Genomic DNA, 23,110 nt, shown 5'->3' on the forward strand with positions numbered 1-23,110 from the left:
CGGGCTACATGACCTCGCCGCCGCTGACGGGCAGCGACAGGCCGGTGACCGCGCCCGCCCCCTCGCCGCACAGCCAGGACACGGCGTCGGCCACTTCCTCGGGCGTCACCAGGCGGCCCTGGGGGTTGGTCTTGGCGAACTCGGCGCGCACATCCCGCGGATCGCGGCCGGTCTTGGCCGCCACACGCGCGACGCTTTCACGCACGAGGTCGGTATCGGTGTAGCCGGGGCAGACCGCGTTCACGGTGACGCCCCGGGTCGCCAGTTCGAGCGCGAGCGCGCGCGTCAGACCGATCACGCCGTGCTTGGCGGCGCAATACGCCGACACGTAGGCGTAGCCCGCCAGCCCGGCCGTGCTCGCCACATTGACGACGCGGCCCCAGCCGCTCTCCAGCATGCCGGGCAGGACGGCCTGCGTGCAGACCATCGTCCCCGTCAGGTTCACCGCCAGCATGCGCTGCCACAGGCCGGCGTCGGTCTTCAGGAAGGGCGCGCTTTCCGCCTGGCCGGCGTTGTTGACCAGAACATGCACCGGTCCGAAACGCGCCTGGGCGCCGGCCAGCGCGCGGGCGACCTGCTCCGCGTCGACCACGTCGGCGGTCACGGCGTGCAGGCGCCCGGGGTCCCGGGCCGCCAGGGCCTCGACCGGCCCGCCGCTCCGGCCCAGGACCGTCACCCGCAAGCCATCGGCGGCCAGACGCAGGGCAATGGCCGCGCCGATGCCCCGGCCGCCGCCGGTCACCAGGGCATGGCGTCCGGCCGTCTTCCCGGCGTTCATTCAGTGCCCCCGCGCGGCCACGGCCTGGAGGGCCTTTTCCCGCGCGAAATTGCTCTCCATCTGCTGTTTGGCCGAACGGTACTGCCTGGGCCATTCGGTGCCGATGTAGCCGATCTTGGCGGCCTCGGTCAGCGTCCAGGCCGGATTGGCCAGATGCGGACGCGCCACCGCGCACAGGTCCGCACGGCCCGCGGCCAGGATGCTGTTGACGTGATCGGCCTCGCTGATCGCGCCCACCGCGATCGTGGGAATCCCCGCCTCCTGGCGGATCCGGTCGGCGAACGGCGTCTGGAACATGCGCCCGTAGAACGGTTTTTCCCGCTTGCTCACCTGCCCCGAGGACACATCGATCATGTCCGCGCCGGCCCGCTTGAAAGCGCGTGCGACCTCCACGGCGTCCGCGGGCGTGATGCCGCCCTCGACCCAGTCGTGCGCGGAAATGCGCACCGACATTGGCTTGTCCTGGGGCCAGACCGCGCGCACCGCCTCGAACACCTCCAGCGGATAGCGCAGCCGGTTGTCCAGCGGACCGCCGTATTCGTCCGTCCGGTGATTGGTCAGCGGCGAGATGAAGGACGACAGCAGGTAACCGTGGGCGCAGTGCAGTTCCAGCCAGTCGGCGCCCGCCTCGTCGGCGGCGCGCGCGGCCGCCACGAACTGCGCCTTGACCTCATCCATGTCGGCCCGCGTCATGGCTCGCGAAACCTGACTCACGCCTTCCAGGTACTGCTGCGGCGAGGCCGAGATCAGGGGCCAGTTGCTTTCCGGCAGCGGCTGGTCGATGCCGTCCCAGGCCCGGCGCGTGGAGGCCTTGGCGCCCGCGTGACCGATCTGGATGGCGAACCTGGCGTCGGTGTTGTCGTGGATCCAGTCGGCGATCCGCTTGAACGCCACCGTGTGCTCGGGCCGGTACAGGCCCGGGCAGCCCGGGGTGATGCGGCCTTCGGGGCTGACGCAGGTCATCTCGGCGAACACCAGGCCGGCGCCGCCCTGGGCGCGCGCGCCCAGGTGCACCAGGTGGTAATCCCCCACCAAGCCGTCCACCGCCGAATACTGGGCCATGGGCGAGACCACGACGCGGTTCTTGAGCGTCAGGCCCCGCACCGTCCAGGGAGTGAACATGGGCGGCGTGACGCGGCCTGCCTGCGTGGGCACATGCGCCCGTTCGGCGAACCAGCGTTCGTAGCCTTCCAGCCATGCCTTGTCGCGCAGGCGCAGGTTTTCATGGCTGATGCGCTGGCTGCGCGTCAGCATGGAATACATGAGCTGCTCGGGCTCGAACTGGTCGCAGTAGCGCTCGCCGCAGACCTCGAACCATTCCATCGCGTTCCAGGCCGCGTTCTGCAGGCGCAGAGTCTCGATGCGGCGCGCCTCCTGGTAGGCGGCCAGCACCTCGGGAATGTGCGCCGTGTCGTCGCCCAGCAGCTGGAACTGGCGCGTGAGCTCGATGGCGTCCTCGATCGCCAGCTTGGTGCCCGAGCCGATCGCGAAGTGCGCCGTATGCACCGCGTCGCCCATCAGCACGACATGGCTGCCGTGCGCGTTCTCGAGCCACCATTGTCCGCACACCACGCGCTGGAAGTTCAGCCACGCCGCCCCGCGCAGGTGGCGCGCGTTGGTCATCAGCTTCGCGCCCTCCAGGTTGCCCTCGTCGAACAGTTTTTCGCAGAAAGCGATCGACTGCCGCTGGTCGGCCTTGTCCAGGCCATGCGCCAGCCAGACGTGCTCGGGACATTCGACGATGAAGGTGGTGGTCTTTTCGTCGAACTTGTAGATGTGCGCCTGGAACCAGCCGTGCTCGGTCTTGCGGAAGTCGAAGGTGAAAGCGTCGTAGAGCTTGTTCGTGCCCAGCCAGATATAGCGGTTCGGGCGCGTGACGATGTCCGGCTGGAAGGTGTCGGCGTACTTGCCCCGGATCCTGGAGAAGATGCCGTCGCTGGCGACGACCAGGTCCGCGTCCGGATAGGCGTCGTCGGAGTCCGCCTCGGTCTCGAAGACCAGTTCGACGCCCAGCCGCTCGCAACGCGCCTGCAGGATGTTCAACAGCTTCTTGCGGCCGATCCCCACGAAACCGTGCCCTCCCGACCGGATGGTGCGCCCCTTGAAGCGCAGCTCGATGTCGTCCCAGTGATTGAAGGCCTCCTGGATCTCGTCGGCCGTCTCGCGGTCCCACTGCCGCATGTTGTCCATGGTGGCGTCGGAGAACACCACGCCCCAGCCGAACGTGTCGTAGGGCCGGTTGCGCTCGACGACGACGACCTCGTGCCGCGCGTTCAGCTTCTTCATGAGCAGGGCCAGATACAGGCCGGCCGGCCCGCCACCGATGCAAACGATCTTCATCTCGTGTCTCCTGGTATCGTGGTATTTAGTTTATTTATATTTAATTTATTTCTAAAGCAAATGTCTGTCAATCGAAATGGCGGCGATCTCATCCGGACACGCCTCCGCATCAATTCCCGGCCGGCGGGACCGGCGGCGCATCGGAACCCACCTGGTGGTAGTCGCGGTTGAAATACACCAGGCCGCCCCGTCCCGTGCCGCGCCGGACGTCCTGGACTTCGCAGAGGAAAATGCTGTGCGATCCGACCGTGCTGGTGTTCGTGATGCGGCAATCGAAGCTGACGATGGCGCAGTCGAGCAGCGGACTGCCCGTGACGAGCCGTCCCCACTGGACGCGATCGAAGCGCTCGCTCATCGAGAACTCGCGATTCGCGAAGAGGGCCGGGGCTTCCTTGTTGGATGCGCCGAGGACGTTGACGCACAATACGCTGTTGCCCTGGAAGAACTGGTGCGCGAAGGACGAGCGGTTCATGCAGACCAGCAGCGTGGGCGGCCGGTCCGTGACGCTGCACACGGCGGTCGCGGTAAATCCGGCCAGACCGCTGGGGCCGTCGGTGGTGATGATGTTGACCGCGCCCGCCAGCATGGCCATCGCGTTGCGAAAGGTCTCCGCGTCTGCCACGGCGTTCTCCTGATGATCGGTATGGGACGGCCCGCCCGCTCCGGGCGGCTACCGCATGAAAAGACCGCCGTTGACATCCCAGGTGGCGCCGTTGACGAAACCGGCTTCCCGGGAAGCCAGCCGGACGACCAGGTCGGCCACGAACCGCGCGTCGCCCAGGCGCCGCACGGGAATCCCCTGGACGATCTGTTCCAGTTTTTCCGGCGGGACGAGCGCGCGCACCGAAGGCAGGTCCATCGGGCCGGGAGAAACCGCGTTGGCCGTGACGCCGAGAGGCCCCAGTTCCCTTGCGAAGATCTTGGTGAGCGTGATGATCGCGCCCTTCGAGCAGGCATAATGCGCCCCGGTGGCCGTGCCGCCGTTCTGGCCCGCCAGCGAGCCCATGTTGATCAGGCGGCCGTACCCCGCCCGGGCCATGTGCGCTCCCATGACCTGGCAGCCGAACAACGTGCCGCGCAGGTTGGTGCCCAGCACCGCGTCGAACTCCTCGGGGCTGATGTCCATCACGGGCGTGGCCTTGGTCATGGCGGCGTTGTTGACCAGAACCTGCAACTGTCCCCAGCGCTCCAGGGCGGCGGCCAGCGCCGTTTCGAAATCAGGCTTGCGCGTGACGTCGAGCCGCAGAGGCAGCACGCGCTCGCCCCCGGCGTCGATGCGCGCCGCGGCCTGCCGCGCCAGGTCCAGCCGATGGTCGGTGACGGCCACCTTGAACCCGGCCGCATGCAGGCGTTCCGCGATGGCGAACCCCAGCCCCTGGGCGGCGCCGGTCACGAGGGCGATCTGATCCATGGTGTCTCTCCTGGAAACGCGCCGGACGCGGCGTCAATCGATGATCAGTTCGCGGCCGATGCGGGCTTCGACCCGCATGTATTTCCACAGCTTGTGCGTGCCGTCGCCCACGGGCGTGACACGGAACAGGTTGCAGGCGGCGGCCACGGTGTCGTAATCCGGGACGTCCGCCAGCACATAGGTGGTCCAGGGGAACTGGATCGAAGGCCCCACCATGGTCTGATCGTCGTCCAGGTTGCCCAGCACACGCACCCCGGGCAGGTCCCGGATGCCGCGCATCATGACCAGGAAGGCCCCCCAGACGTCTTTCATGTCCTGGGCGGTGCCATCCATGAAATTCTGATTGACGCCGATGCAGAACAACACGCGCAGCAGTTTCTTGTTTTCCATGAGGTTCTCCTGAAATGGATCGGGACGGGCCGTGCTCAGAGATAGCCCGGCAGGGGCGACAGGCCGAAGCGCATGGCGCCCGCGTTCTGGTACGTGATGTCGCCCATGAAGGCGTGCTGGGTCACCATCTGGGCGTCGCGCACCTGCTGGGCCAGCGGGCTGGACTCGTACACGCCGGTCATGCCGCTGAGCATCTGGGCGCGGCGGGCCACATCGGCCCCGACCCGGGCGGCGTGCGTCGCCGACAGGCGCAGCATGCTGATCAGATGATCCTCTGGCTTGCCGCCGGCCACGAGCACCCGCCAGGCGTCGTCGATCGCCTCGTAGAACCAGCTGCGCGCGGCGCGCAATTCAGCCTCGATCCGCGCGACTTCGAGCTGCACGTAGACGCGATCCCCCAGATTCGGAGCGCCGGTCACGGACTTGCGGTTCCCGGCCATGCGAAGGACTTCGTCGATCGCCCCGCGGCCGATGCCCAGCCCGACCACGGCCAGCACCTGCGCCGCGAACGCCAGCGCCGGATAACGGAACAGCGGCGTGTCCAGGGACGAGGCGCCGCCGCGCACGAAGGTCCACTCGTCGGGCACCACGACGCCGTCGGCCACCAGATCGTTGCTGCCGGTCGCCTTCAGGCCCATGACGTCCCAGTTCGGTTCGATCCGGATCTGGTCCCGGCGCATGACGGCCATCCGCGGCAAGGGCGCCTGGTCCTTGACGGCCGGAATGATGCCGACCCCGACCACGTCCGCTCCCATGCTGCCGCTGGAAAATTGCCAGCGGCCGACGACCTTGTGCCCACCTTCGACGGCCTGCGCCGGCTGCGGCGGAAAGATTCCGCCGGCGAAGACCTGATCCACGCCCCCGCTCGCATATAGAGTTTCCAGGGTGGCGACCGGCAAGGCCGACAGATAGATCGGGCCGATGCCGAAGCTGGCGACCCAGCCCGCTGAACCGTCGGCCTGGGAGATCCGTTCGATCAGGCGGCAGAACTCGGCGGGCGAGCACTCGTCGCCCCCGAAGCGCGCGGCGACCAGGGCACGGTAGACGCCCAGGGCCTTGAAGCGATCGATGATGTCCTGGGGGATATGCCCCAAGGCCTCGAATTCCCGTCGGCGCGCGTGGATATCCCGCAAGAGTTCGTCCAGTTCGGCATGCGAACGGATGCCCGGGGGCAAGGGAGTGGTGTCGGTCATCTGTCGTCTCCATGGATCGGGGCTTGTCGTGTTGCTGCCTGAATGCGCTGGGGCATCGGATCGCCTCGCGCAATTTATTTCCGATTTCAATTGATTTTTGAACTAAATAGCGGAAAAGAACGCTTGGAACACCCCGCAGCTTATCGACGGGCGGCGGGTCTCTCGTCTTTGCAAATAAATAAATCCAAAATCATATATTTAGTTGTAATGCTATTGAGCAAGGCAAGGCGGATCAATAGGGAATATCCCGAATCAGACGGGGACCTTGCCCGCGCGCCGGCCCGGCGCGCGGGCCACGGCTTCGGCCTCGACCTCGGCCTGGCGATCCGCCAGATGGACTCTCAGGTGGCCCAGGTGCTCGTACAGAGCATCCCGGCTCTCCACGGGCAGGCCCTTGAACATCTCCACCAGCCAGCGTTCGTGCTCGGCGGCCATCTCCGCGAACTCGGCGCGGCCCTTGTCGGTCAAGGTCACACGCCAGGACCGGCGGTCCTCCGGATTGACGATGCGGCGCACCAGCCCTTCCTTGACGAGCTGATCCGTCAGGCCGGTCACATTGCCGCCGGTCACCATCAGGTAGCGCGACAGCACGTTCATGCGCAGACCCTCCGAATGCCGGTCCAGCTGCGCCAGGTAGTCGAACCGGGGCAGGCTGGTCGCGAAGCGCACGCGCAGCAGCTGGCGGATCTGGTGCTCGATCTGCGTGCTGCAGGCCAGCAGGCGCAGCCAGATCCTGGTTTCCATGTGATCATCGATCTGCGCGCGCGCCTCCAGGCCGATATGATCATCGCCCAGAGACTGCACCAGACGGAAATGTTTGGCATGAGCGGTCATGCGCACTCTCCCCCCTTCGATCGAACTGCCAGCCATATCGGATTCCCTCGTCTTGCGCCGTTGCGAACGGTTCGCCACCCGCAAGGATAAAACAACCATCCCGCGCTCAACCCCGATGCTTGCGTGGCGCCTGGGGACGTTCCCAGGTCGCCGCGGTCACACCGCGTTCGCGCAGCTTGTACTTCTGGATCTTGCCGTTCTCGGTGCGCGGCAAGTCCTCCAGCACGTCGATGTAGCGCGGCACGGCGAAATGCGGCAGCCGGGACTCGCACCAGGCCGACAGTCCCGGCAAGTCCAGTTCCTGCCCGGATCGCGCGACCAGCGCCGCCATGACCTCGTCCTCGGCCAGTTCCGAACCGACGGGATAGACGGCCGCCGCCGCCACGGCGGGATGGCTCAGCAACACTTGCTCGACCTCGAAAGACGAGATGTTCTCACCGCGCCGGCGGATCGCATCCTTGATCCGATCCACGAAGCGGAACGCGCCATCGGCTTCGCGCAGCACCCGATCGCCGGTGTGGAACCACAGGTTGCGCCAGGACTCGACCGTCTTTTCGGGCATGTTGAAATAGCCCGAGGCGAAGGCATAGGGTTCCCGGGCGCGCAAAAGCAATTCTCCGGCCTGCCCATCGGCCACTTCCACGTCGTCCTCGTCGGCCACGCGCGCCTCGAATCCGGGCAGGACCCGGCCCATTACCCCGCGCCGGGGCGAATCCGGCGCGGCGCCGATCACGAAATTCGTTTCCGTCGAGCCATAGCCCTCGAGCAGCCGCACGCCGGTGCGCGCCTGGAATGCCTCGCCGGCCTGGGCGGGCACTCCAGGCCCCAGCCCGATCCGGACGCGGTGCTCCCGTTCCGCCGGCCCTTCCGGCTGCGCAAGCAGGATCGGCACCATGGCGCCGAGCAAGTATACGACGGTCGCGCCGCGGGCACTCATCGAGGCCCAGAAGCCCGAGGCCGAGAACTTCGACTCGAACACCGCCTCGCAACCGGACAGCGCGGCCTGCGCATAGGTATTGAGGGCATTGATGTGGAACAGGGGCAGCGTCGTGCACAGGACATCGTCCCGAGTCACCCCCAGGACGCGCAAGGTGTTGACGCCCCACCAGTAGTACTGCGCATGCGGGCAGAGCACACCCTTGGACGGACCCGTGGTGCCGGAGGTGTAGAGGATCGCCAGGGTATCGCCCGGCCCCATCGCCTCGGCCTCCAGCGCCGGCCCGCCGGGCGGCCAGGGCCCGGACGGCACCTCGCCGATCGCGCCCGCCGCATCGGCGCCGTCCAGCACCCAGATCCGCCGCAGGGAAGTCTTGCCCAGGTCCGCCGTGGCCAGCCGCTCCAGATATTGCGCCTCGATCACCAGCAGCCGCGCCTGGCTGTTGGTCAGGAAATACTCGATCTGCGGCCCTCGGGAGGCGGTGTTGACCGGCACGGCGACGGCGCCCGACCAGCCGCAGCCGAGAAAGACCTCCAGGACTTCTTCCCGGTTCGAACTCATGACCGCGACGCGATCCCCCTTGCCCACGCCGGCCGCGCGCAACGCGCCCGCCCGCCGCGTGGCGATCGGCGCGGCGTCCGCGTGCGTCCAGCGAGCCGCGCCCAGCCTCAGGGCCGGCCGCCCGCCGAACAACTCCGCCTGGCGCAACAGCATCCGCGGCACCGTCCGCTGCCCGGGCGGCAGCTCGTCATGCATCGTCATCGGTTCCTCCTCCCAGATAGGTGGCCCGCACCCGCGCGTCCTCGGAAAGAGCCGCCGAATCGCCCGACAGGGCGATCTCCCCGGTTTCCAGCACGTAGCCGAAATCGGAGCTCTCCAGAGCGGCCCGGGCATTCTGCTCGACCAGCAGGATCGACACGCCGTCCTCGCGCAATGCGCGCACGATCGACAGGATCTCCCTGACGATGAGCGGCGCCAGCCCCAGGCTCGGTTCGTCGAGCATCAGCAGGCGCGGCGCCGACATCAGCGCGCGCCCGACCGCCAGCATCTGGCGCTCGCCCCCGGACAGGGTGTCGGCCCGCTGCGAACGCCGCTCCGCCAGCCGGGGAAAGCGCGCATACACGGAATCCAGGCGGCCTCGCAGGGCCTGCGGCCGCAACCGGCGCGAATACGCCCCCAGGCGCAGGTTGTCCAGCACCGAAAGCTCGCCGAACAGTTCGCGCGTCTCGGGCACGAGGCACAGGCCGCGCTCCACGCGCGCCTCGACGTCCAGGCCGCCCAGGTCCTCCCCCTCGAAGCGCAGCATGCCTTGCGAGGGCAGCAGGCCCATCACCGCCGACAGCAGCGTCGTCTTGCCCGCCCCATTGGGACCGATCACCGAAACGATCTGCCCGGGCAACAAGGCGATCGAGACCCCGCGCACCGCCTCGACCCGCCCATACGCGACCCGCAGGTCCCCCACCTCCAGCATCGGCGCATTCATAGGGCCCCTCCCAGATAGGCGGCCTGCACCCGCTCGTCGGCGCGCACGACCGCCGGCGGACCTTCCACCAGCTTGGAACCGAAGTTCATCACCACCAGCCGGTCCACCAGGTTCATCACGAAATCCATGTCATGCTCCACGATCAGGATGGTCATGCCCTCTTCCCGCAGCTTGCGCAGCAGCTTGCCCAGCGCCATCTTCTCCTGGCGCCGCAGGCCCGCGGCGGGCTCGTCCAGCACCAGCAGGACGGGATCGGAGGCCAGCGCGCGCGCGATCTCCAGGACGCGCTGGGTGCCCAGCGGCAGACTGCCGGCCATTTCATGGGCGCGGTCGCCCAGGCCGATCCGGTCGAGCTGACGCCGCGCCTCGTGCAGGATCCGGCGCTCCTCCTCCCGGTCCAGGCGCAATCCGGCGCGCAGGATGCTGGGCCTCGTCCTGGCATGGACGCCCAGCGCCACATTGTCCAGCAGGCTCATGTGCGGGCGCAGCTTGACGTGCTGGAACGTGCGCCCCAGGCCCAGGCGGGCGATCTCGAGCTGCCGCATGCCGGACACGTCGCGCCCCAGGAACCGCACCCGGCCGGAGGTCATGGAGATCGTGCCGGTCAGCAGGTTGAACATAGTGGACTTGCCGGCGCCATTCGGCCCGATCAGTCCCAGAATCTCGCCCGCGTTCAGTTCGAAGCTGACATCGTTGACGGCGATCAGGCCGCCGAAACGCTTGACCGCGCCCTGTACCGACAGGATCGGCGTCCCCCGGGCCGGCATGGCGCGATTCGGCAGTGGCCGGGCCGGCGCCTCGGACGCCGCGGCCGGACGGCCCGGACCATGGCGTCGCCGCCAGCGGCGCACGTAGGCCATCAGGCCGCCACGGGCGAAATGCAGCAGTGCGATGAACAGGGCCGAGAACACGATGGAATCGAGCTGGCCGGAGCGCTGCGTGAGCCACGGCAGAACATCCTGCAGGACGTTCTTGAGGACCAGCACCAGGCCGGACCCCGCCAGGGCGCCCGCCAGGCTGCCCAGGCCGCCGGCCACCGCCATCAGCAGGTATTCGATGCTGGCGTGCACGCTGAACGGCGAGGGGCTGACGAACCGGTTCATGTGCGCGTACAGCCAGCCCGCCAGGCCGGCCAGCAGCGCGGCCGTGACGAACAGGGACAGCCGCAGCCGGTAGGCGTCCGCGCCGACGCTGGCCAGCAGCGTCGCACCGCCGCGCAGTCCCCGGATGGCGCGACCCGGACGGGAATCGAGCAGGTTGCGGCTGAACAGGAACGCCAGGCCGACCATCGTCCAGACGAGGTAGTACATGGCCCGCGGCTCCATCAGCGACCAGCCGCCGATCGTCACGGGCGGGATGCCCGACAGGCCGGTATGCCGGCCCAGAGCTTCAAGATTGCCGAACAGCATGGAGATCGACAGGCCCCAGGCGATCGTCGACAGGGCAAGGAAGTGCCCCCCAAGGCGCAGGGTCAGCATGCCGATCGCCAGGGCGGACAGCCCCGTCAACAGCAGCGCGAACGGCAGGCCCAGCCAGGGCGACATCCCGTGGACGGTCGTCAGCCATGCGCTGGCGTAGGCGGCGATCCCCACGAAAGCCGCCTGGCCGAACGACGTCGCGCCGCCCACGCCGGTCAGCAGGACCAGCCCCAGGGCAACCAGGGCGCCGATGCCGATCTCATTGAACAGCGAGACCGTGAAAGTGCCCGCGAACAGCGGGAGGACAAGGGCGGCGACCAGCACCGCCACCGAAATCCTGGAGGCGAACAGTTTCATTGATCGATCTCCTCGGCTTCTTCCTCGTGGTGGCGCGCCAGATAAGAGCGCGCCATCAGCACGGGAATCAGCAGACTGAACACGATCGCGTCCTTGAGCGCACCACTCCAGAAAGACGCGAAGCTTTCGAACACACCGACGGCCAGAGCGCCCAGGGCCGTGGCCGGATAGCTCACCAGGCCGCCGATGATGGCGGCCACGAAGGCCTTCAGGCCGATGAGAAAGCCGGAGTCGTAATACATGGTGGTGACGGGCGCGATCAGGATGCCGATGAATCCCGCCAGCAGGGATGAATAGCCGTAGGCCAGCAGGGCGGTGCGAGCGGGGCGGATCCCCACCAGCCTCGCCCCCACACGGTTGATCGCCGTGGCGCGCAGCGCCTTGCCCATCGCGGTCCGCTCGAAGGCGAGGAAGAACAGGCCGCTGAGCACGATCGCCATGCCCACCATGAGGATCACCTGGCCGCCGACCTCGACCCCGCCGCCCAGCGTCAGGGAGCCCATCGCCAGGGGCGCCGTGCGCGTGCCCTCGGGTCCGAAGAACAGCAGGCCCAGGCCGGAGAGCAGGAAGCTCAGGGCGAGGGACACGATCAGCAGCACCAGCACGGAGGCGTCGGCGATGGGCTGGAACACCACGCGCGCCAGCAGCGGCGCCATCGGCACCACCAGCAGCACCGACGCGATCACCTGGACGGGCGCCGGCGCCCCGGCACGCGCGGCCGCCCAGGCGATCAGGCAGGGGATCAGGGGCAACCCTCCCCACAGCAGCAGCGCGCGGGGGATGCGGCGCCCCTCGCCCTTGCGGACCAGGCTTCCCAGCTCCGTCAGCAGCGCCGCCGCTGCCAGGAAAGCCACCAGGCCGATGGTCGGCGGCACCCGGCCCGCCTCGAAGGCCGCCAGGCTCAGGGCGGAGAAGGCCGCGATGTCCCCGAACGGCACGAACACGACGCGCGTGACCGAAAAGACCAGCACAAGCCCCAGGCCCGCGAGCAGGTAGATGGCACCGTTGGCCAGGCCGTCGATGCCCAGGATGAGGGCGATATCCCATGTCATGATGTCAAATCCCTTCGTTTCATCGCCGCGGGCCGCCGTTCAGCGGCCCGGCGGCTTCGGCTGCGCGGCCAGCTTCCACTGTCCGCCTTCCATGCGCACCATGACGACCGCGCGTTCGTCAGAGCCGTAGCGGCTGTCGCGCCCGAAGTTGTAGATGCCGTGCGTGCCGGCCAGCTCCCGCGTCGATACGATGGCGTCCTTGAGCGCCTGCCGATAGGCCGGCGTGCCCGGCTGCCCCGCGTCCCCGCCGACCCGCGCGGCGGCGTCGGCGAGCACGAGATAGGCGTCATAGGTATAGGCCGAGAAGGCGTCCGTCGGCGGCGCGCCATACAGCTGCATGTACGAGGCGCGAAACGCCATCGACGCCTCGCGGATCGGATCGCCGGCCGGCAACTGCCCGGCCACCAGCACCGGTCCGCTGGGGACCTCCAGACCTTCGATCGAACGGCCGCCCACACGGACGAAATCGGCATTGATCAGGCCGTGGGTGCCATAGATCCGCCCGGAATAATGACGATTGGCGAGCTCCAGGTACGGCAGCGCGCCCGGCGTGCCGCTGTTGCCCGCGAAGACGGCGTCGGGCCGCTTGCCGATGATCTTCAGCACCTGGCCGGCGACCGACATGTCGCCGCGCGCATACCGCTCGTTGGCCACGACCTCGATGCCCAGTTCTCCGGCGCTGCGGACCAGCGAATCGTAGGCCAGATCCCCCAGCGCGTCGGAGAAGCCGATGAAGGCCACGGTCCCGACGCCCTCGGCCTTCATGCGCTTGACCACCGCCGACACCATCAGATCGAACGGCTGCGAGGCCGCCACCGTCCAGTCGTGCTCCATCCCGGGCAGCGAAACGGGCGTGGGCGAGATCAGGGGCGTCTTCAGTTCCTGCGCGACGGCGGCGATGGCCATCGCGCCGGGAACGCCCGAGGTGCCGATGAGCACGTCCACCTTGTCCTCGTTGACCAGCTTGCGCGCATTGCGCGCGGCCGTCGCAGGATCGGAGGCATCGTCCAGAACGATGACCTCGACCTTGTGGCCGGCCACCTCGGGCATCCGGGCATGCGCGGCGCGCACGCCCCTTTCATAGGGAATGCCCAGCGCCGACACCGGCCCGGACAGCGAGCTGATCACCCCGACCTTCAAGTCCGCCCCCCAGGCGGCGATCGACAGGCAGGACGCGCCGGCGAGGGCCAGCCAGCGCAGCGCGCGCGGCGCCGCGAACATTTCCAGAAACGAGGCCATGAGTCTCTCCAGGAATCGTGGGCGGGCCGCCGCCGGACCGGGCCGGCGGCCGGCCATTGCCGATCAGGGAACCAGCTTCCATTGACCCTTTTCGAGCCGGACCACCACGCGGGAACGCTCGTCCGTGCCGTAGGTCGTGTCCGGCCGGAAGTTGTAGACCGCGTGAGTGCCCACCAGTTCCTTGGTGCTGTTGATCGCATCGCGCAGCGCCATGCGGAATTCCGGCGTGCCCGGCTCGGCGGTGGCCGAAGCGCGCCTGGCCGCGTCCAGGAAGATCAGCCAGGCGTCGAAGGAATAGGCGGAAAACGCATCGGCGGCCGGCGCGCCATTGGCCTTCTGGTACGCGTCCCGATAGGCCATCGCCACCTTGCGGATGGGATTGTCTCCGGGCAGCTGTTCGGCCACGATGACCGGACCGGTCGGCGCCAGCAGGCCTTCGACGGAACTGCGCGCGACATTGATGAAGGCCGGATTGATCAGGGCGTGGGTACCGTAGAGCTTGCCCTTGTAGCCGCGGTCGGCCAGCGCCAGGTACGGCAGCGCGCCGGGCGTGCCCGAATTCCCCGTGATCACGGCGTCGGGATGCCGGGAGACGATCTTCAGCACCTGGCCCGCCACCGATGCGTCGCCGCGCGCGTAACGCTCGTTGGTCACGACCTCGATACCCGCCGCCGGCGCCGTCTTCTCCAGCGCCTCGTAGACCTGGTCCCCCCAGGCATCCGAAAAGCCGATGTAGCCCAGGGTATGGACGCCGGCCTGCTTCATGTGATCGACCACGGCGCTGATCATCAGGGCGGCGGGCTGCGGCACCGTCACGACCCATTCGGCCTCGGCGCCCGACAGATCGGCGTGGGCGATCGAGATCAGCGGCGTCCTGGATTCGCGCGCCACCGCGGCAATGGCCAGGGCGCCTGGCGAGCCGGCCGTACCGATGATGGCATCGACCTTGTCCTCTTCGATCAGCTTGCGGGCATTGCGCGCCGCCGTGCTGGGATCCGAGGCATCGTCCAGCTGGATGAGCTGGACCTTCCTCCCATCGATCTCGGACTGGTAGGCCCGCCCCGCCTGGATGCCCTTCTGGTAGGGAATGCCCAGCGAGGAAACCGGACCCACCAGGGAGGTGATGAATCCGACCTTGTAGTCGGCCGCGTGGGCCGAGGGGATCGCGGCGATCATGGCCGCTGCCGAAGCGGTTGCGGCCAGGAGGCGCAGGGAGCGAAGAGACTTCATCACGGACTCCTTCATAAAGGACCAAAGTATTTATTCATTAAAAATTCATTTATGAAACATGGAGACGGAATGCCGGACATCCGGCGCGGGCGCCTGCTTCAGGCGTCCGCCACCAGGGCCAGCACCCGCAGGGGGCTGCCGCTGCCCTTCTCGATCTTCAGCGGCGGGCAGATCAGCACCGCGCCGCTGGCGGGCAGCAGATCCAGATTGCACAGGCACTGCAAGCCATAGCGGCCGGCGCCATGCATGAGGTAGTGGCAGGGATAGGGCGGGCGCAGATGGTATCCCTGGCCCGCATCGGTGCCGATCGCCTCGGAGCCGAACCCCAGCACGTCGCGCTGCTCGATCAGAAAGCGCACGGCCTCGGCGCTGGGCCCCGGCGTATGCTGGCCGGTTTCGTCGTAGTTCTGGTATTGCCCGGGGTCGGCGCGCTTGGACCAGTCGGTGCGCATCAGCACCCACGAGCCCGCCGGAATGCGGCCATGCGAAGACTCCCACGTCTCGATGTCCCGGATGGTCAGCAGGTAGTCCGGGTCATCCTTCACCTGCGGCGAGCAGTCGATGACGCAGGCGGGCGCCACGAAATGGCGAACCGGGATGGTGTCCACCGAGTTGTCGGGCAGGTCGCGGCCGGAAATCCAGTGAATGGGGGCGTCGAAGTGCGTACCGGTATGCTCGCCGCAGGAAAAGTTGTTCCAGTACCAGCCCGGCCCGCGCTCGTCGTATTTCGAGACTTCCTCGATGCGGAAAGGCCAGCACTGGCCGAATTCGGGCGGCAGCGCGATCTGCGGGAATTCGGGCGTCAGGGTCTGAGTGAGGTCGACGACGCGGATGCCGCCTCCCAGCAAGGCCCGGGCGAACCCCATCAGGGCTTCGGCGCCCGTCGCCGGATCGGTATGGGATGTCATGCTTTGCTTCTCCAGGCCGTCAGGCGCCACGGTTCATCGAGAGTTCACGTTCCAGGACCTTGGGATTGTCGCGCCAGCGCCGCAGCCATTCCTGCGCCACGTCGCCGGGATACACATCCTCGATCCCCTCTTTCAGTGCCCTGACGACGGCGGCGGCCAGGGCCTCGGGACTCAGCTTGGGGGGCGGCACGTTCTGGTTCCATTCATCGTCGACCGGCCCCGGATAGACGTTCATGACGCGGATGCCCGCCGGCGCCATTTCCGCCCTCAGGCACTGCGCCAGCGAATGCGCCGCCGCCTTGCTGGCGCTGTAGGTGCCCTGCGGCGGGAAATTCGACAGGGCGTAGATCGACAGGAGATTGACCCACGCCGTCGCGCTGATCGTGCCGTCGGCCGAGCGCCCCTTGAGCGCCGGGCCGAACGCCTGTGCGAGCCGCAGCAGGCCGAAATAATTGATGTCCATCTCGGCGCGCGCGACATCGGTGCCGCGCCGCGAGGCGATCCCATGCGTGCGGTGCACCTCGGCGTTGTTGACGACGATATCCACCTTGCCGCCGATGGAGCCCGCCTGCTCGACGACGCTGCGATTGTCGCTGAGGTCCAGCGGCACCAGCGACACCTGCGGCAGGGCCGCGATGTCCTCCAGCCCGCCCAGCCTCTTCCAGGGCTCGGCATGGCCCACCCAGACCAGATCGGCCCCCGCCGCCACCAGCGCCCGCACGAGGGCCTGCCCCACGGGGGTCTTGCCGTCGGTGACCAGCACCTTGCGGAACTTGGGATCGCAGCCCATTTCGCGCAGCATCGGATCGTCTGCCATATTCGCACTTCCTTCCATCGGGAATCCAATCAAGACGGCCTGCCCGGCGCGATCGAGCCGGGCCCCCACGCGCACCCGCCGCGGCGCGGGGCCGACGTCGCCATGCACATGCACCATGACGGTGGGCCCGGCATCCAGGCGCACGAATCCCAGGCGCCAGGGCAGACGTTCACGGAAAAACAGGTCGTTGCTGTGATGCAGCGTCGTTTCCGCGAGCAGCTCACCATCACCGCCCTGCCCGCGCCAGACGAGCCGGCTGGACAGGCACTGGTGACAGGCGGCGCGCGGCGGGTACTGCACGGCCCCGCAGGCATCGCAGGCCTGCAGTTCGAAGCGCCCCTCGGCGGCCGCCGCCGTCATGCCCAGGGCCACGCGGCCGCGTGCCCAAGGGGGCAGATTCATTTGGCGGGTGCGCAGGACCGGATTCTTGCGCGGGGGCCGCATCAGGGGCATGGTCATTGGCTGCTCCCGAGAATCACCGCGCCGGTGCAGAGGCAGCGGTCGTAGGTCACCATGCCGAACCCCGCCACCAGGCCCAGCCGCGCACCGGCGACGGCGCGGTCGCCGGCCTGACCCGTCAACTGGCGTATCGTTTCCGTGAGCCCCATGAATCCCCCCGCCGCCCCCGGCTGCCCGGCCGACAGCTGGCCGCCGCCGGTATTGTTGGGAAAGCTGCCGTCCACCGTCAGGGTGTTGGCGCGCACGAACTCGGGGCCTTCGCCCTTGTCGCAGAATCCCAGGTCCTCGAACTGCATCATCACGATGACGGGGTAGTCGTCGTAGGATTGCAGCAGGTCGATGTCGTCCGGCCCGACGCCCGCCTGCGCATAGAGATCGTCGCGGTCCTGGCGCCAGCCGCCGCGCACCATCACCGGATCATCGGAAAACGCGTTGTGGCGCTCGATGGCGGCCCGCACCAGGACATGGTCGAGCCCCAGGTCGAGGGCGCGCTGCCGCTTCATCACCAGAAAGGCCTCGGCGCCGGCGCAGGGCATGACGCAATCGAACAGATGCAGGGGATCGGCGATCGGTCGCGCCGTCATGTACTGGTCCAGCGTCAGCGGCTTCTTGAACAGGGCGTTGGGATTGCGCAGCGCGTTCTCGCGCTGCGCAACGGCGATGCGACCGAAGTCCTCGCGCCGGGCGCCGAACTTGCGCATGTAATGCGCCGTGATCATGGCGAAGACCGAGTTGGGTCCCCCCGATCCATACGGATAGGTGGCGTCCCGGGCAAAGTCGCTGAACGCCCCGAGCGTCTGGCGAAATGAATCCACGTGATTGGTGTCGGCCGCCACGCAGGCCACGATGTCGGCATCGCCCACCTGGACCGCCCGGGCGGCGCGCCGCAGGCACATGACGCCGGACGCCCCGCCGGTGGGCACGTGATCGAGCCAGCGCGGCGACAGGCCCAGGTGCTGGGTGACGCCCACGGCCGTATCGGGCGCCAGAGAGAAGCTGGACAGGCACAGGCCGTCGATACACTCTTTGGCCACGCCGCCGCGCTCGGCCAGCCCGCGCACGGCCTGGCCGATGAACCAGTGCGCGCCTTCGTTCGAGAAGCGCTGGTAAGGCACGGTGACCGGCACGGCCACGGCGACATCGTCATACCCCAGGCGCGCCATCAGGACATCCTCCCGATCATGGTCTTGTTCATGGACAGCTCCTTCCGGCCCGGGCAAACAGCCCATCGACCGGGAAGCCCCGGCGCACCAGGGCGTCGCGCAGGAAGCGCCCGTGCTCGTCGGCCAGCGCCGCATTGCGCAGTTCGCGCAGGATGGCGGGCGCCAGGGCCTTCGCATGGCGGTCCAGCACCGTCATGATGGTTTCGTAATTGCGCAGGCCCCGCTCGTGCGTGTCGCTGTAGCCGCGCACCAGCGTCTGGCATTTGGCCGCTTCCAGCGCCAGGCGGGGATCGATGGCGGCCGCCGCGCGCAGGCGCCCCAGCCAGGCCTCGATGCGCGCGGTCTCGACGGCATAGCGCAGGGTGACGCGCCGCCAGCGCCCCCACCACGCCAGCGCATACAGCAGGAAAAATCCGCCCAGCGAGCTGGTGGCGACCACACGGCCTTCACGAGTGAAGCGGGCCACGAGGCGATGGATGACATGCGGCCTGGACAGCCAGCGCCCCAGGCCGGCGGGCAGGGTTTCGCAGATTTCCTCGATGCGCGGGTGCATGTACTCGGAGATCGACAGCACCTGCTCGTCGGCGGCGCGCACTTCATCGCGCACACGCCGGAATCGGCTGCCGCGGATCTTGAGATCGGCCACCCGGATGGTGTCCTCGTAGGTCATCCACAGGGCGAGGTGGCGAGCCACTTCGCGCATCATCTCGACATCTTTCCCGCCAGGGGCCGCCATTTGCGCATCCAGCCGGTCGAGGTACAGGCGCCCGTAGGCCGGATCCTGGTAATCCACGCAGCGGCGGATGCCCTCGATCACGATGGGCTGAATATCCGCCGGATAGCCGCGGGCATGCTCGACCAGCCGCGCCACCCGCGGATGGCGCGGCGCCACCGCGGCCGGATCCGGCAAGGCGGGCTTATCGGGGGTCTCCAGCCGTCCGCCCTCCCGGGCGCGCACGGTGGGGCGCGAAGCCTCGCTTTGCGTGAGCCGCGCCTGATCGAAAGCATCTGCGAAGGCCGCCAGGCTGGCCTTGACGCCCACGCCGCCGCGCTCGATGGTGGCTTCGAACTGGGTCCGGTTGAAGGGCAGCACCCCGGCGCCGCTGAGCGCGCCGAACAGCACGGCACTGACCACGCTGCCGTTGCGCTCCGCGGTCCTGGCCATGTCGAAGATGACCAGCCGCCGGGCCTCGCGGCGGATCCGCCGCTGGAGCGCGCCGCTATCGACCCGGCCGTCCCCCAGATGCGATTTCTCGGCGATCGCATAAACCCGGTGCGTGGATCCGATCAGGGTCGTGCGGTCCGGCGTGACGAAGCCACGCTGCACGGCCCGCCCCGCCTCCATGAGTTCGGAGGCCAGGACAATATCCACGTCGCCCGGCATGGGCGACTGGGCCAGCACCGGCGGGCGGGCATCGGGCCGGTCCGCCCCTGGAAACAGCTCGACGTAATAGATGGTGGCGCCAGTGCGCTGCGCCACGCCGGGCACGGACGTGGTCTGGGCGAACCAGCCGTTTTCCTCGCCCATGTCGACGATCCAGTCGGCCAGCACGCCGCCGCCTTCGCCGCCCATGGCCAGAATCGCGATTTTGATCGGTTCGGAATACATGTCGTATCGTCCCGGCGGCGCTCTAGAATGCATACCGGTCGCGGCGGCGGGCCAGGCCGCGCTGGAACCAGGCGATGATCGCCCCGCGCGCGCGGTGCTTCCATTTGTCCCAGCCCGTCGGGTTGTCGATGAGGCTGGCCTTGTAGAACGACGGGCACAGGACCGCGGCATGAGCGACCTCGCCGCAATGGCCGCACCCCACGCAGGTGTCCTCCACGGCTGTGACGGGCTCCTGGCGCAGCGGGTCGGGGTTGTCCTTGATGGTGAGCGACGGACAGCCCGACAGGCGGATGCAGGAATGATCGCCGGTGCAAGTGTCCGGATCGACGCCGAAACGCTCGCGCACGACGCGCCTGCCCTCGGCAACGGCCTTGCGCCGCAGCGGCTTTTCACGCCGCTGGCGGTTGAGCATGCACTCGCTCTGGGCGATCAGCACCTTGGGACCATGCGAGAGGGTGGTGAGCGCCTCGCGCAGGGCGGCCGTCATGGCCTTGGTATCGTAGGTGCGGCGGATCGTGCGCACCCACTTCACTCCCACCCCGCGCACGGCGTCCTCGATCTCGTGGCCCGTGCTGCGGGTCGGATTGACGGTATTGTGCGTGGAGAGGATGTCCTGGCCGCCGGTGGCGGCGGTGTAGTTGTTGTCCACGATGATGGTCAGGTTGTCGCTCTGATTGAACACCGCGTTGGCCACGCCGCTGGTCAGGCCGTTATGCCAGAACCCCCCGTCTCCCATGATGGAGATGGCGCGGCGGTTGGCGGGCGCGCCGCCCGGGGCGACGTTCAAGGCCGAGGCGCTCGCCCCGCCCAGGCCATAGCCCATGGTGGTATTGCCCAGATCGAAGGGCGGCAGGATGGAGAACAGCTGACAGCCGATGTCGGCGCTGATGTGGTGCGCTCCCAGTTCGCGCTCGACCAGCCGGATGGCGGAAAAAATGGGGCGCTCGGGGCATCCGGTGCACAGCCCGGGCGGGCGCGGATACACGGTTTCGCTCAGGGGCGGCGGGATGTCTTCCTCGCGATCCCCGGCGACCGCGGTCGCCGCCATGGCGGGGCCGTCCGCTTCGGCCTCTGCGATCGCCAGGGCCTGGGCCGCAGCCGCGGCGGCCCGCGGCTGCGGGGCCGCGGCTCCGGCCCCAGGCAGGGTCCAGCCGTGCTGCTCCAGGAAGGCCCGCAGCCCGGCGCGCACCGCGACAGCCGTGTATTCGCCCGCCATCGGCAGCACATCCTTGCCATGCAGGCGGATGTCCAGGCGCCGTTGCAGCACGATCGAGGCGACGTTCTGCTCGATGAAGTTCGGCTGCCCTTCCTCCAGCACCAGCAAGGCCTTCTTGCCCCGGCAGAAACGCTCGAACTCTTCATCCACCAGGGGGTAGGCCACATTCAGCACGTACAGCGGAATCTTCGACTCGCCATACACGTCCGCCAGCCCCAGGCGCTGCAGCGAACGGATCACAGTGTTGTAGAGTCCGCCCTGCAAGGCGATGCCCACGTCCGCGGCCGTTTCGGAGAAGAACTCATTGAGCCGACGCTCCTGGATGAAGCGCACGGCCGCGGGCCAGCGTTCTTCGATCTTTTCCTTTTCATGGACGAAGCTGGCCGGGGGCAACACGATGCGGCCGACGTCCCGCACGGGGTTTTCCAGCGCATCGCGCACGGAGAACGCCGGGGCCCGGTTGTCCGACGCGATGAACTGCCCGTGCAAATGGCAGGAGCGGATGCGCATCTGCAGCATGACCGGCGTATGGCTGGCCTCGGACAGGTCGAAACCGTCCTTGACCGCCCGCACGATGCAGGGCAAGTTCGGACGCGGGTCCAGCAGCCAGATCTGGGATTTCATGGCGAAGGCATGGCTGCGCTCCTGCATGATCGAGGAACCCTCTCCATAGTCCTCGCCCACGATCACGAGCGCGCCGCCCGTGACCCCGCCCGAGGACAGGTTCGCCAGCGCATCGGAGGCCACGTTGGTGCCGACCGTGGCCTTGAACGTGACCGCGCCGCGCAGAGGATAGTTCACCGACGCCGACAGCGTCGCCGCCGCCGTGGCTTCGCTGGCGCTGTTCTCGAAGCGGATGCCGTACTCGGCCAGGATGTCCTGCGCATCCGCGAGGACGTCCATCAGGTGCGAGATGGGTGCGCCCTGGTAACCCGCGACATAGGCTACGCCGGATTCCAGCAACGCCTTGGTGACGGCGAGGATGCCTTCGCCCCGGAAGACCTCCCCCGCCGGCAATCGCAATTTCTCGACTTCGGCAACAAACGACCGTTCAGCCATTGTCTCGCTCCAGAACCGTGGATCCGCCGTCTCTCAGGGACGACTCTGGAGCGGATTATATTTTATAAATGAACTTATTCATTATCATGATTTACCCTAAGCCTATGCCCGGCCGCCATCGGACGGGCATAGAATTGAGGCCGCCGTTCACGATAGGAATCAAATGCCACACGCCACGGAATCCAGCCCGTCCGTCACCGCCCGCTTCGTCGACGGCTATCTGCCCGCGCTGCTGGCGCTGGCAAGCCAGCTCATTTCGGGAGAATTTCACGAGGTGGTCCGCCAGCATGGCTTTTCGGTGTCCGAATGGCGCGTGATGGCCTCCCTGGCCGACGGCGACCCCATCAGCATCGGTGATCTGGCCCAGGTCACCGTCACTAAACAGCCCACCATCACCCGTCTGCTGGACCGCATGGAATCGAAGGGCCAGGTCGAGCGGCTGCCCCACCCGAGCGATCGGCGCATCACTCTGGTGCGCATCACGCCCCGGGGATCCCGGACGATCGAACGCCTGATCAAGCTGGCGCGCGAGCACGAAAGCCGCGTCCTGGAGCCCTTCGGACTCGCCCGCGCCGAGGAACTGAAGAAGACGCTGCGCCAGATCATCGACCTGCACGCGGGACGGCCTGGCGGACACGGGACCGCCGGCGAAGACGCCCTGTCCGACTCAGTGCTCGGATAGGTTGACGAACATGCGCCGCAGCACTGTCATCAAGCGCTCCAGTTCGCCGGCATCCAGGCCCCGATAGCCGCGGACGAAGATCCCGCGGGTCGCCTCCTCGATCCGGGCGGCCAGGTCCTCGCCCTGGGGGGTGATCAGGACGTCCGTCACGCGCGCGTCCTCCGAGTTCGTGCGCATCTCGATCAGCCCCGCCTCGCGCATCCGCTGGAGGATGCGCGTCAGCGTCGAGGGTTTGATGACCACGTGCATGGCCAGCATGGATACACTGACGACCCCGTGCCGCCGCAGGACGATCAGGACCCGCCGCTGGGGGATGCCGGTCTTCAGGCGCTTGAGCACCTTTTCGAGTTCGAGCGTATAGAGGGCGTGGACTCGGACCAGCCAGTAGAACGGAAACTCGTCGTAATGGAAGTCTCCGCCTTCCGGGATGAAGCGCCGCGGGTCGTCGTCAACCATGATTTCCGCCTGATTTAACAAGGTGTCAACGGCGCCGAGGATCCGCCTCGGCGCGAAGGGCAGGGAAGAAAAGGGATGT

20 protein-coding genes are annotated in these 23,110 nt (G+C 68.0%); 1 reads left to right on the top strand and 19 read right to left on the bottom strand.

The genetic code is table 11. From position 1 onward, the window contains the following. Positions 1-4 precede the first annotated feature (4 nt). From ACTPOE_RS14240 to ACTPOE_RS14325, 18 genes are all read right to left on the bottom strand, one after another. Complete coding sequence (locus ACTPOE_RS14240; RefSeq protein WP_458872907.1) at positions 5-778, bottom strand: SDR family NAD(P)-dependent oxidoreductase; 774 nt, start codon at positions 776-778, stop codon at positions 5-7. After that, positions 779-3,118: a bifunctional salicylyl-CoA 5-hydroxylase/oxidoreductase gene (locus ACTPOE_RS14245; RefSeq protein WP_458872908.1), complete on the bottom strand. Its 2,340-nt coding sequence runs from the start codon at positions 3,116-3,118 to the stop codon at positions 779-781. Positions 3,119-3,227: 109 nt separating this feature from the next. After that, a complete protein-coding gene (locus tag ACTPOE_RS14250; RefSeq protein WP_458872909.1) occupies positions 3,228-3,740 on the bottom strand; it encodes a flavin reductase in 513 nt (170 codons plus the stop codon). Between the two features lie 48 nt (positions 3,741-3,788). After that, a complete protein-coding gene (locus tag ACTPOE_RS14255) occupies positions 3,789-4,529 on the bottom strand; it encodes an SDR family NAD(P)-dependent oxidoreductase (RefSeq protein ID WP_458872910.1) in 741 nt (246 codons plus the stop codon). Between the two features lie 33 nt (positions 4,530-4,562). Then, on the bottom strand, positions 4,563-4,919 hold the full coding sequence (locus ACTPOE_RS14260) for an IacB protein (RefSeq protein WP_458872911.1): 357 nt from the start codon (positions 4,917-4,919) through the stop codon (positions 4,563-4,565). Positions 4,920-4,954: 35 nt separating this feature from the next. Next, positions 4,955-6,112 (bottom strand): acyl-CoA dehydrogenase family protein, encoded by a 1,158-nt coding sequence (locus ACTPOE_RS14265; RefSeq protein ID WP_458872912.1) that lies wholly within the window; start codon positions 6,110-6,112, stop codon positions 4,955-4,957. Between the two features lie 252 nt (positions 6,113-6,364). Then, positions 6,365-6,946 (bottom strand): MarR family winged helix-turn-helix transcriptional regulator, encoded by a 582-nt coding sequence (locus ACTPOE_RS14270; protein WP_458872913.1) that lies wholly within the window; start codon positions 6,944-6,946, stop codon positions 6,365-6,367. A 106-nt stretch (positions 6,947-7,052) separates the two neighbouring features. Next, the gene (locus ACTPOE_RS14275; protein WP_458872914.1) at positions 7,053-8,645 is read right to left on the bottom strand and encodes an ATP-dependent acyl-CoA ligase; all 1,593 of its coding nucleotides are present in this window, start codon (positions 8,643-8,645) and stop codon (positions 7,053-7,055) included. After that, positions 8,632-9,366: an ABC transporter ATP-binding protein gene (locus tag ACTPOE_RS14280; protein WP_458872915.1), complete on the bottom strand. Its 735-nt coding sequence runs from the start codon at positions 9,364-9,366 to the stop codon at positions 8,632-8,634. The genes ACTPOE_RS14275 and ACTPOE_RS14280 overlap by 14 nt, the downstream gene beginning before the upstream one ends. Next, positions 9,363-11,141, bottom strand: coding sequence for a branched-chain amino acid ABC transporter ATP-binding protein/permease (locus tag ACTPOE_RS14285; protein ID WP_458872916.1), 1,779 nt, complete (start codon positions 11,139-11,141; stop codon positions 9,363-9,365). Before ACTPOE_RS14285 ends, ACTPOE_RS14280 begins: the two co-directional genes overlap by 4 nt. Continuing rightward, positions 11,138-12,193, bottom strand: coding sequence for a branched-chain amino acid ABC transporter permease (locus ACTPOE_RS14290; protein WP_458872917.1), 1,056 nt, complete (start codon positions 12,191-12,193; stop codon positions 11,138-11,140). Before ACTPOE_RS14290 ends, ACTPOE_RS14285 begins: the two co-directional genes overlap by 4 nt. A gap of 39 nt (positions 12,194-12,232) precedes the next feature. Continuing rightward, positions 12,233-13,432: an ABC transporter substrate-binding protein gene (locus tag ACTPOE_RS14295; protein WP_458872918.1), complete on the bottom strand. Its 1,200-nt coding sequence runs from the start codon at positions 13,430-13,432 to the stop codon at positions 12,233-12,235. A gap of 63 nt (positions 13,433-13,495) precedes the next feature. Then, positions 13,496-14,662: an ABC transporter substrate-binding protein gene (locus ACTPOE_RS14300; RefSeq protein WP_458872919.1), complete on the bottom strand. Its 1,167-nt coding sequence runs from the start codon at positions 14,660-14,662 to the stop codon at positions 13,496-13,498. Positions 14,663-14,760: 98 nt separating this feature from the next. Further along, positions 14,761-15,570 (bottom strand): cyclase family protein, encoded by an 810-nt coding sequence (locus tag ACTPOE_RS14305; RefSeq protein WP_458872920.1) that lies wholly within the window; start codon positions 15,568-15,570, stop codon positions 14,761-14,763. Between the two features lie 19 nt (positions 15,571-15,589). Beyond that, positions 15,590-16,846, bottom strand: a complete 1,257-nt coding sequence (locus ACTPOE_RS14310; RefSeq protein WP_458872921.1) for an SDR family NAD(P)-dependent oxidoreductase — start codon at positions 16,844-16,846, stop codon at positions 15,590-15,592. Further along, positions 16,843-18,009 carry a thiolase family protein gene (locus ACTPOE_RS14315; RefSeq protein ID WP_458872922.1) on the bottom strand — a complete coding sequence of 389 codons (1,167 nt, stop codon included), beginning with the start codon at positions 18,007-18,009 and terminating at the stop codon, positions 16,843-16,845. The genes ACTPOE_RS14310 and ACTPOE_RS14315 overlap by 4 nt, the downstream gene beginning before the upstream one ends. 28 nt (positions 18,010-18,037) lie before the next feature. Then, a complete protein-coding gene (locus tag ACTPOE_RS14320) occupies positions 18,038-19,618 on the bottom strand; it encodes an indolepyruvate oxidoreductase subunit beta family protein (RefSeq protein ID WP_458872923.1) in 1,581 nt (526 codons plus the stop codon). 22 nt (positions 19,619-19,640) lie between these two features. Beyond that, positions 19,641-21,893 carry a thiamine pyrophosphate-dependent enzyme gene (locus ACTPOE_RS14325; protein WP_458872924.1) on the bottom strand — a complete coding sequence of 751 codons (2,253 nt, stop codon included), beginning with the start codon at positions 21,891-21,893 and terminating at the stop codon, positions 19,641-19,643. Between the two features lie 163 nt (positions 21,894-22,056). On the opposite strand from ACTPOE_RS14325, the gene ACTPOE_RS14330 reads away from it, so the two are divergent. Further along, on the top strand, positions 22,057-22,575 hold the full coding sequence (locus tag ACTPOE_RS14330; RefSeq protein WP_458872925.1) for a MarR family winged helix-turn-helix transcriptional regulator: 519 nt from the start codon (positions 22,057-22,059) through the stop codon (positions 22,573-22,575). Here ACTPOE_RS14330 and ACTPOE_RS14335 read toward each other — a convergent pair. Continuing rightward, a complete protein-coding gene (locus ACTPOE_RS14335) occupies positions 22,561-23,031 on the bottom strand; it encodes a MarR family winged helix-turn-helix transcriptional regulator (RefSeq protein ID WP_458872926.1) in 471 nt (156 codons plus the stop codon). The two genes, ACTPOE_RS14330 and ACTPOE_RS14335, sit on opposite strands and share 15 nt — an antisense overlap. Positions 23,032-23,110 lie beyond the last annotated feature (79 nt).

The sequence above is a fragment of the Castellaniella sp. WN genome (assembly GCF_054457555.1).

Bases quoted from the DNA above. Each gene is read 5' to 3' on its own strand.
- ACTPOE_RS14245 (WP_458872908.1), bottom strand. From the start codon at position 3,118: ATGAAGATCGTTTGCATCGGTGGCGGGCCGGCCGGCCTGTATCTGGCC.
- ACTPOE_RS14320 (WP_458872923.1), bottom strand. From the start codon at position 19,618: ATGTATTCCGAACCGATCAAAATCGCGATTCTGGCCATGGGCGGCGAA.
- ACTPOE_RS14260 (WP_458872911.1), bottom strand. From the start codon at position 4,919: ATGGAAAACAAGAAACTGCTGCGCGTGTTGTTCTGCATCGGCGTCAAT.
- ACTPOE_RS14290 (WP_458872917.1), bottom strand. From the start codon at position 12,193: ATGACATGGGATATCGCCCTCATCCTGGGCATCGACGGCCTGGCCAAC.
- ACTPOE_RS14335 (WP_458872926.1), bottom strand. From the start codon at position 23,031: ATGGTTGACGACGACCCGCGGCGCTTCATCCCGGAAGGCGGAGACTTC.
- ACTPOE_RS14285 (WP_458872916.1), bottom strand. From the start codon at position 11,141: ATGAAACTGTTCGCCTCCAGGATTTCGGTGGCGGTGCTGGTCGCCGCC.
- ACTPOE_RS14265 (WP_458872912.1), bottom strand. From the start codon at position 6,112: ATGACCGACACCACTCCCTTGCCCCCGGGCATCCGTTCGCATGCCGAA.
- ACTPOE_RS14270 (WP_458872913.1), bottom strand. From the start codon at position 6,946: ATGACCGCTCATGCCAAACATTTCCGTCTGGTGCAGTCTCTGGGCGAT.
- ACTPOE_RS14295 (WP_458872918.1), bottom strand. From the start codon at position 13,432: ATGGCCTCGTTTCTGGAAATGTTCGCGGCGCCGCGCGCGCTGCGCTGG.
- ACTPOE_RS14310 (WP_458872921.1), bottom strand. From the start codon at position 16,846: ATGACCATGCCCCTGATGCGGCCCCCGCGCAAGAATCCGGTCCTGCGC.
- ACTPOE_RS14330 (WP_458872925.1), top strand. From the start codon at position 22,057: ATGCCACACGCCACGGAATCCAGCCCGTCCGTCACCGCCCGCTTCGTC.
- ACTPOE_RS14305 (WP_458872920.1), bottom strand. From the start codon at position 15,570: ATGACATCCCATACCGATCCGGCGACGGGCGCCGAAGCCCTGATGGGG.
- ACTPOE_RS14300 (WP_458872919.1), bottom strand. From the start codon at position 14,662: ATGAAGTCTCTTCGCTCCCTGCGCCTCCTGGCCGCAACCGCTTCGGCA.
- ACTPOE_RS14325 (WP_458872924.1), bottom strand. From the start codon at position 21,893: ATGGCTGAACGGTCGTTTGTTGCCGAAGTCGAGAAATTGCGATTGCCG.
- ACTPOE_RS14275 (WP_458872914.1), bottom strand. From the start codon at position 8,645: ATGACGATGCATGACGAGCTGCCGCCCGGGCAGCGGACGGTGCCGCGG.
- ACTPOE_RS14240 (WP_458872907.1), bottom strand. From the start codon at position 778: ATGAACGCCGGGAAGACGGCCGGACGCCATGCCCTGGTGACCGGCGGC.
- ACTPOE_RS14280 (WP_458872915.1), bottom strand. From the start codon at position 9,366: ATGAATGCGCCGATGCTGGAGGTGGGGGACCTGCGGGTCGCGTATGGG.
- ACTPOE_RS14315 (WP_458872922.1), bottom strand. From the start codon at position 18,009: ATGGCGCGCCTGGGGTATGACGATGTCGCCGTGGCCGTGCCGGTCACC.
- ACTPOE_RS14255 (WP_458872910.1), bottom strand. From the start codon at position 4,529: ATGGATCAGATCGCCCTCGTGACCGGCGCCGCCCAGGGGCTGGGGTTC.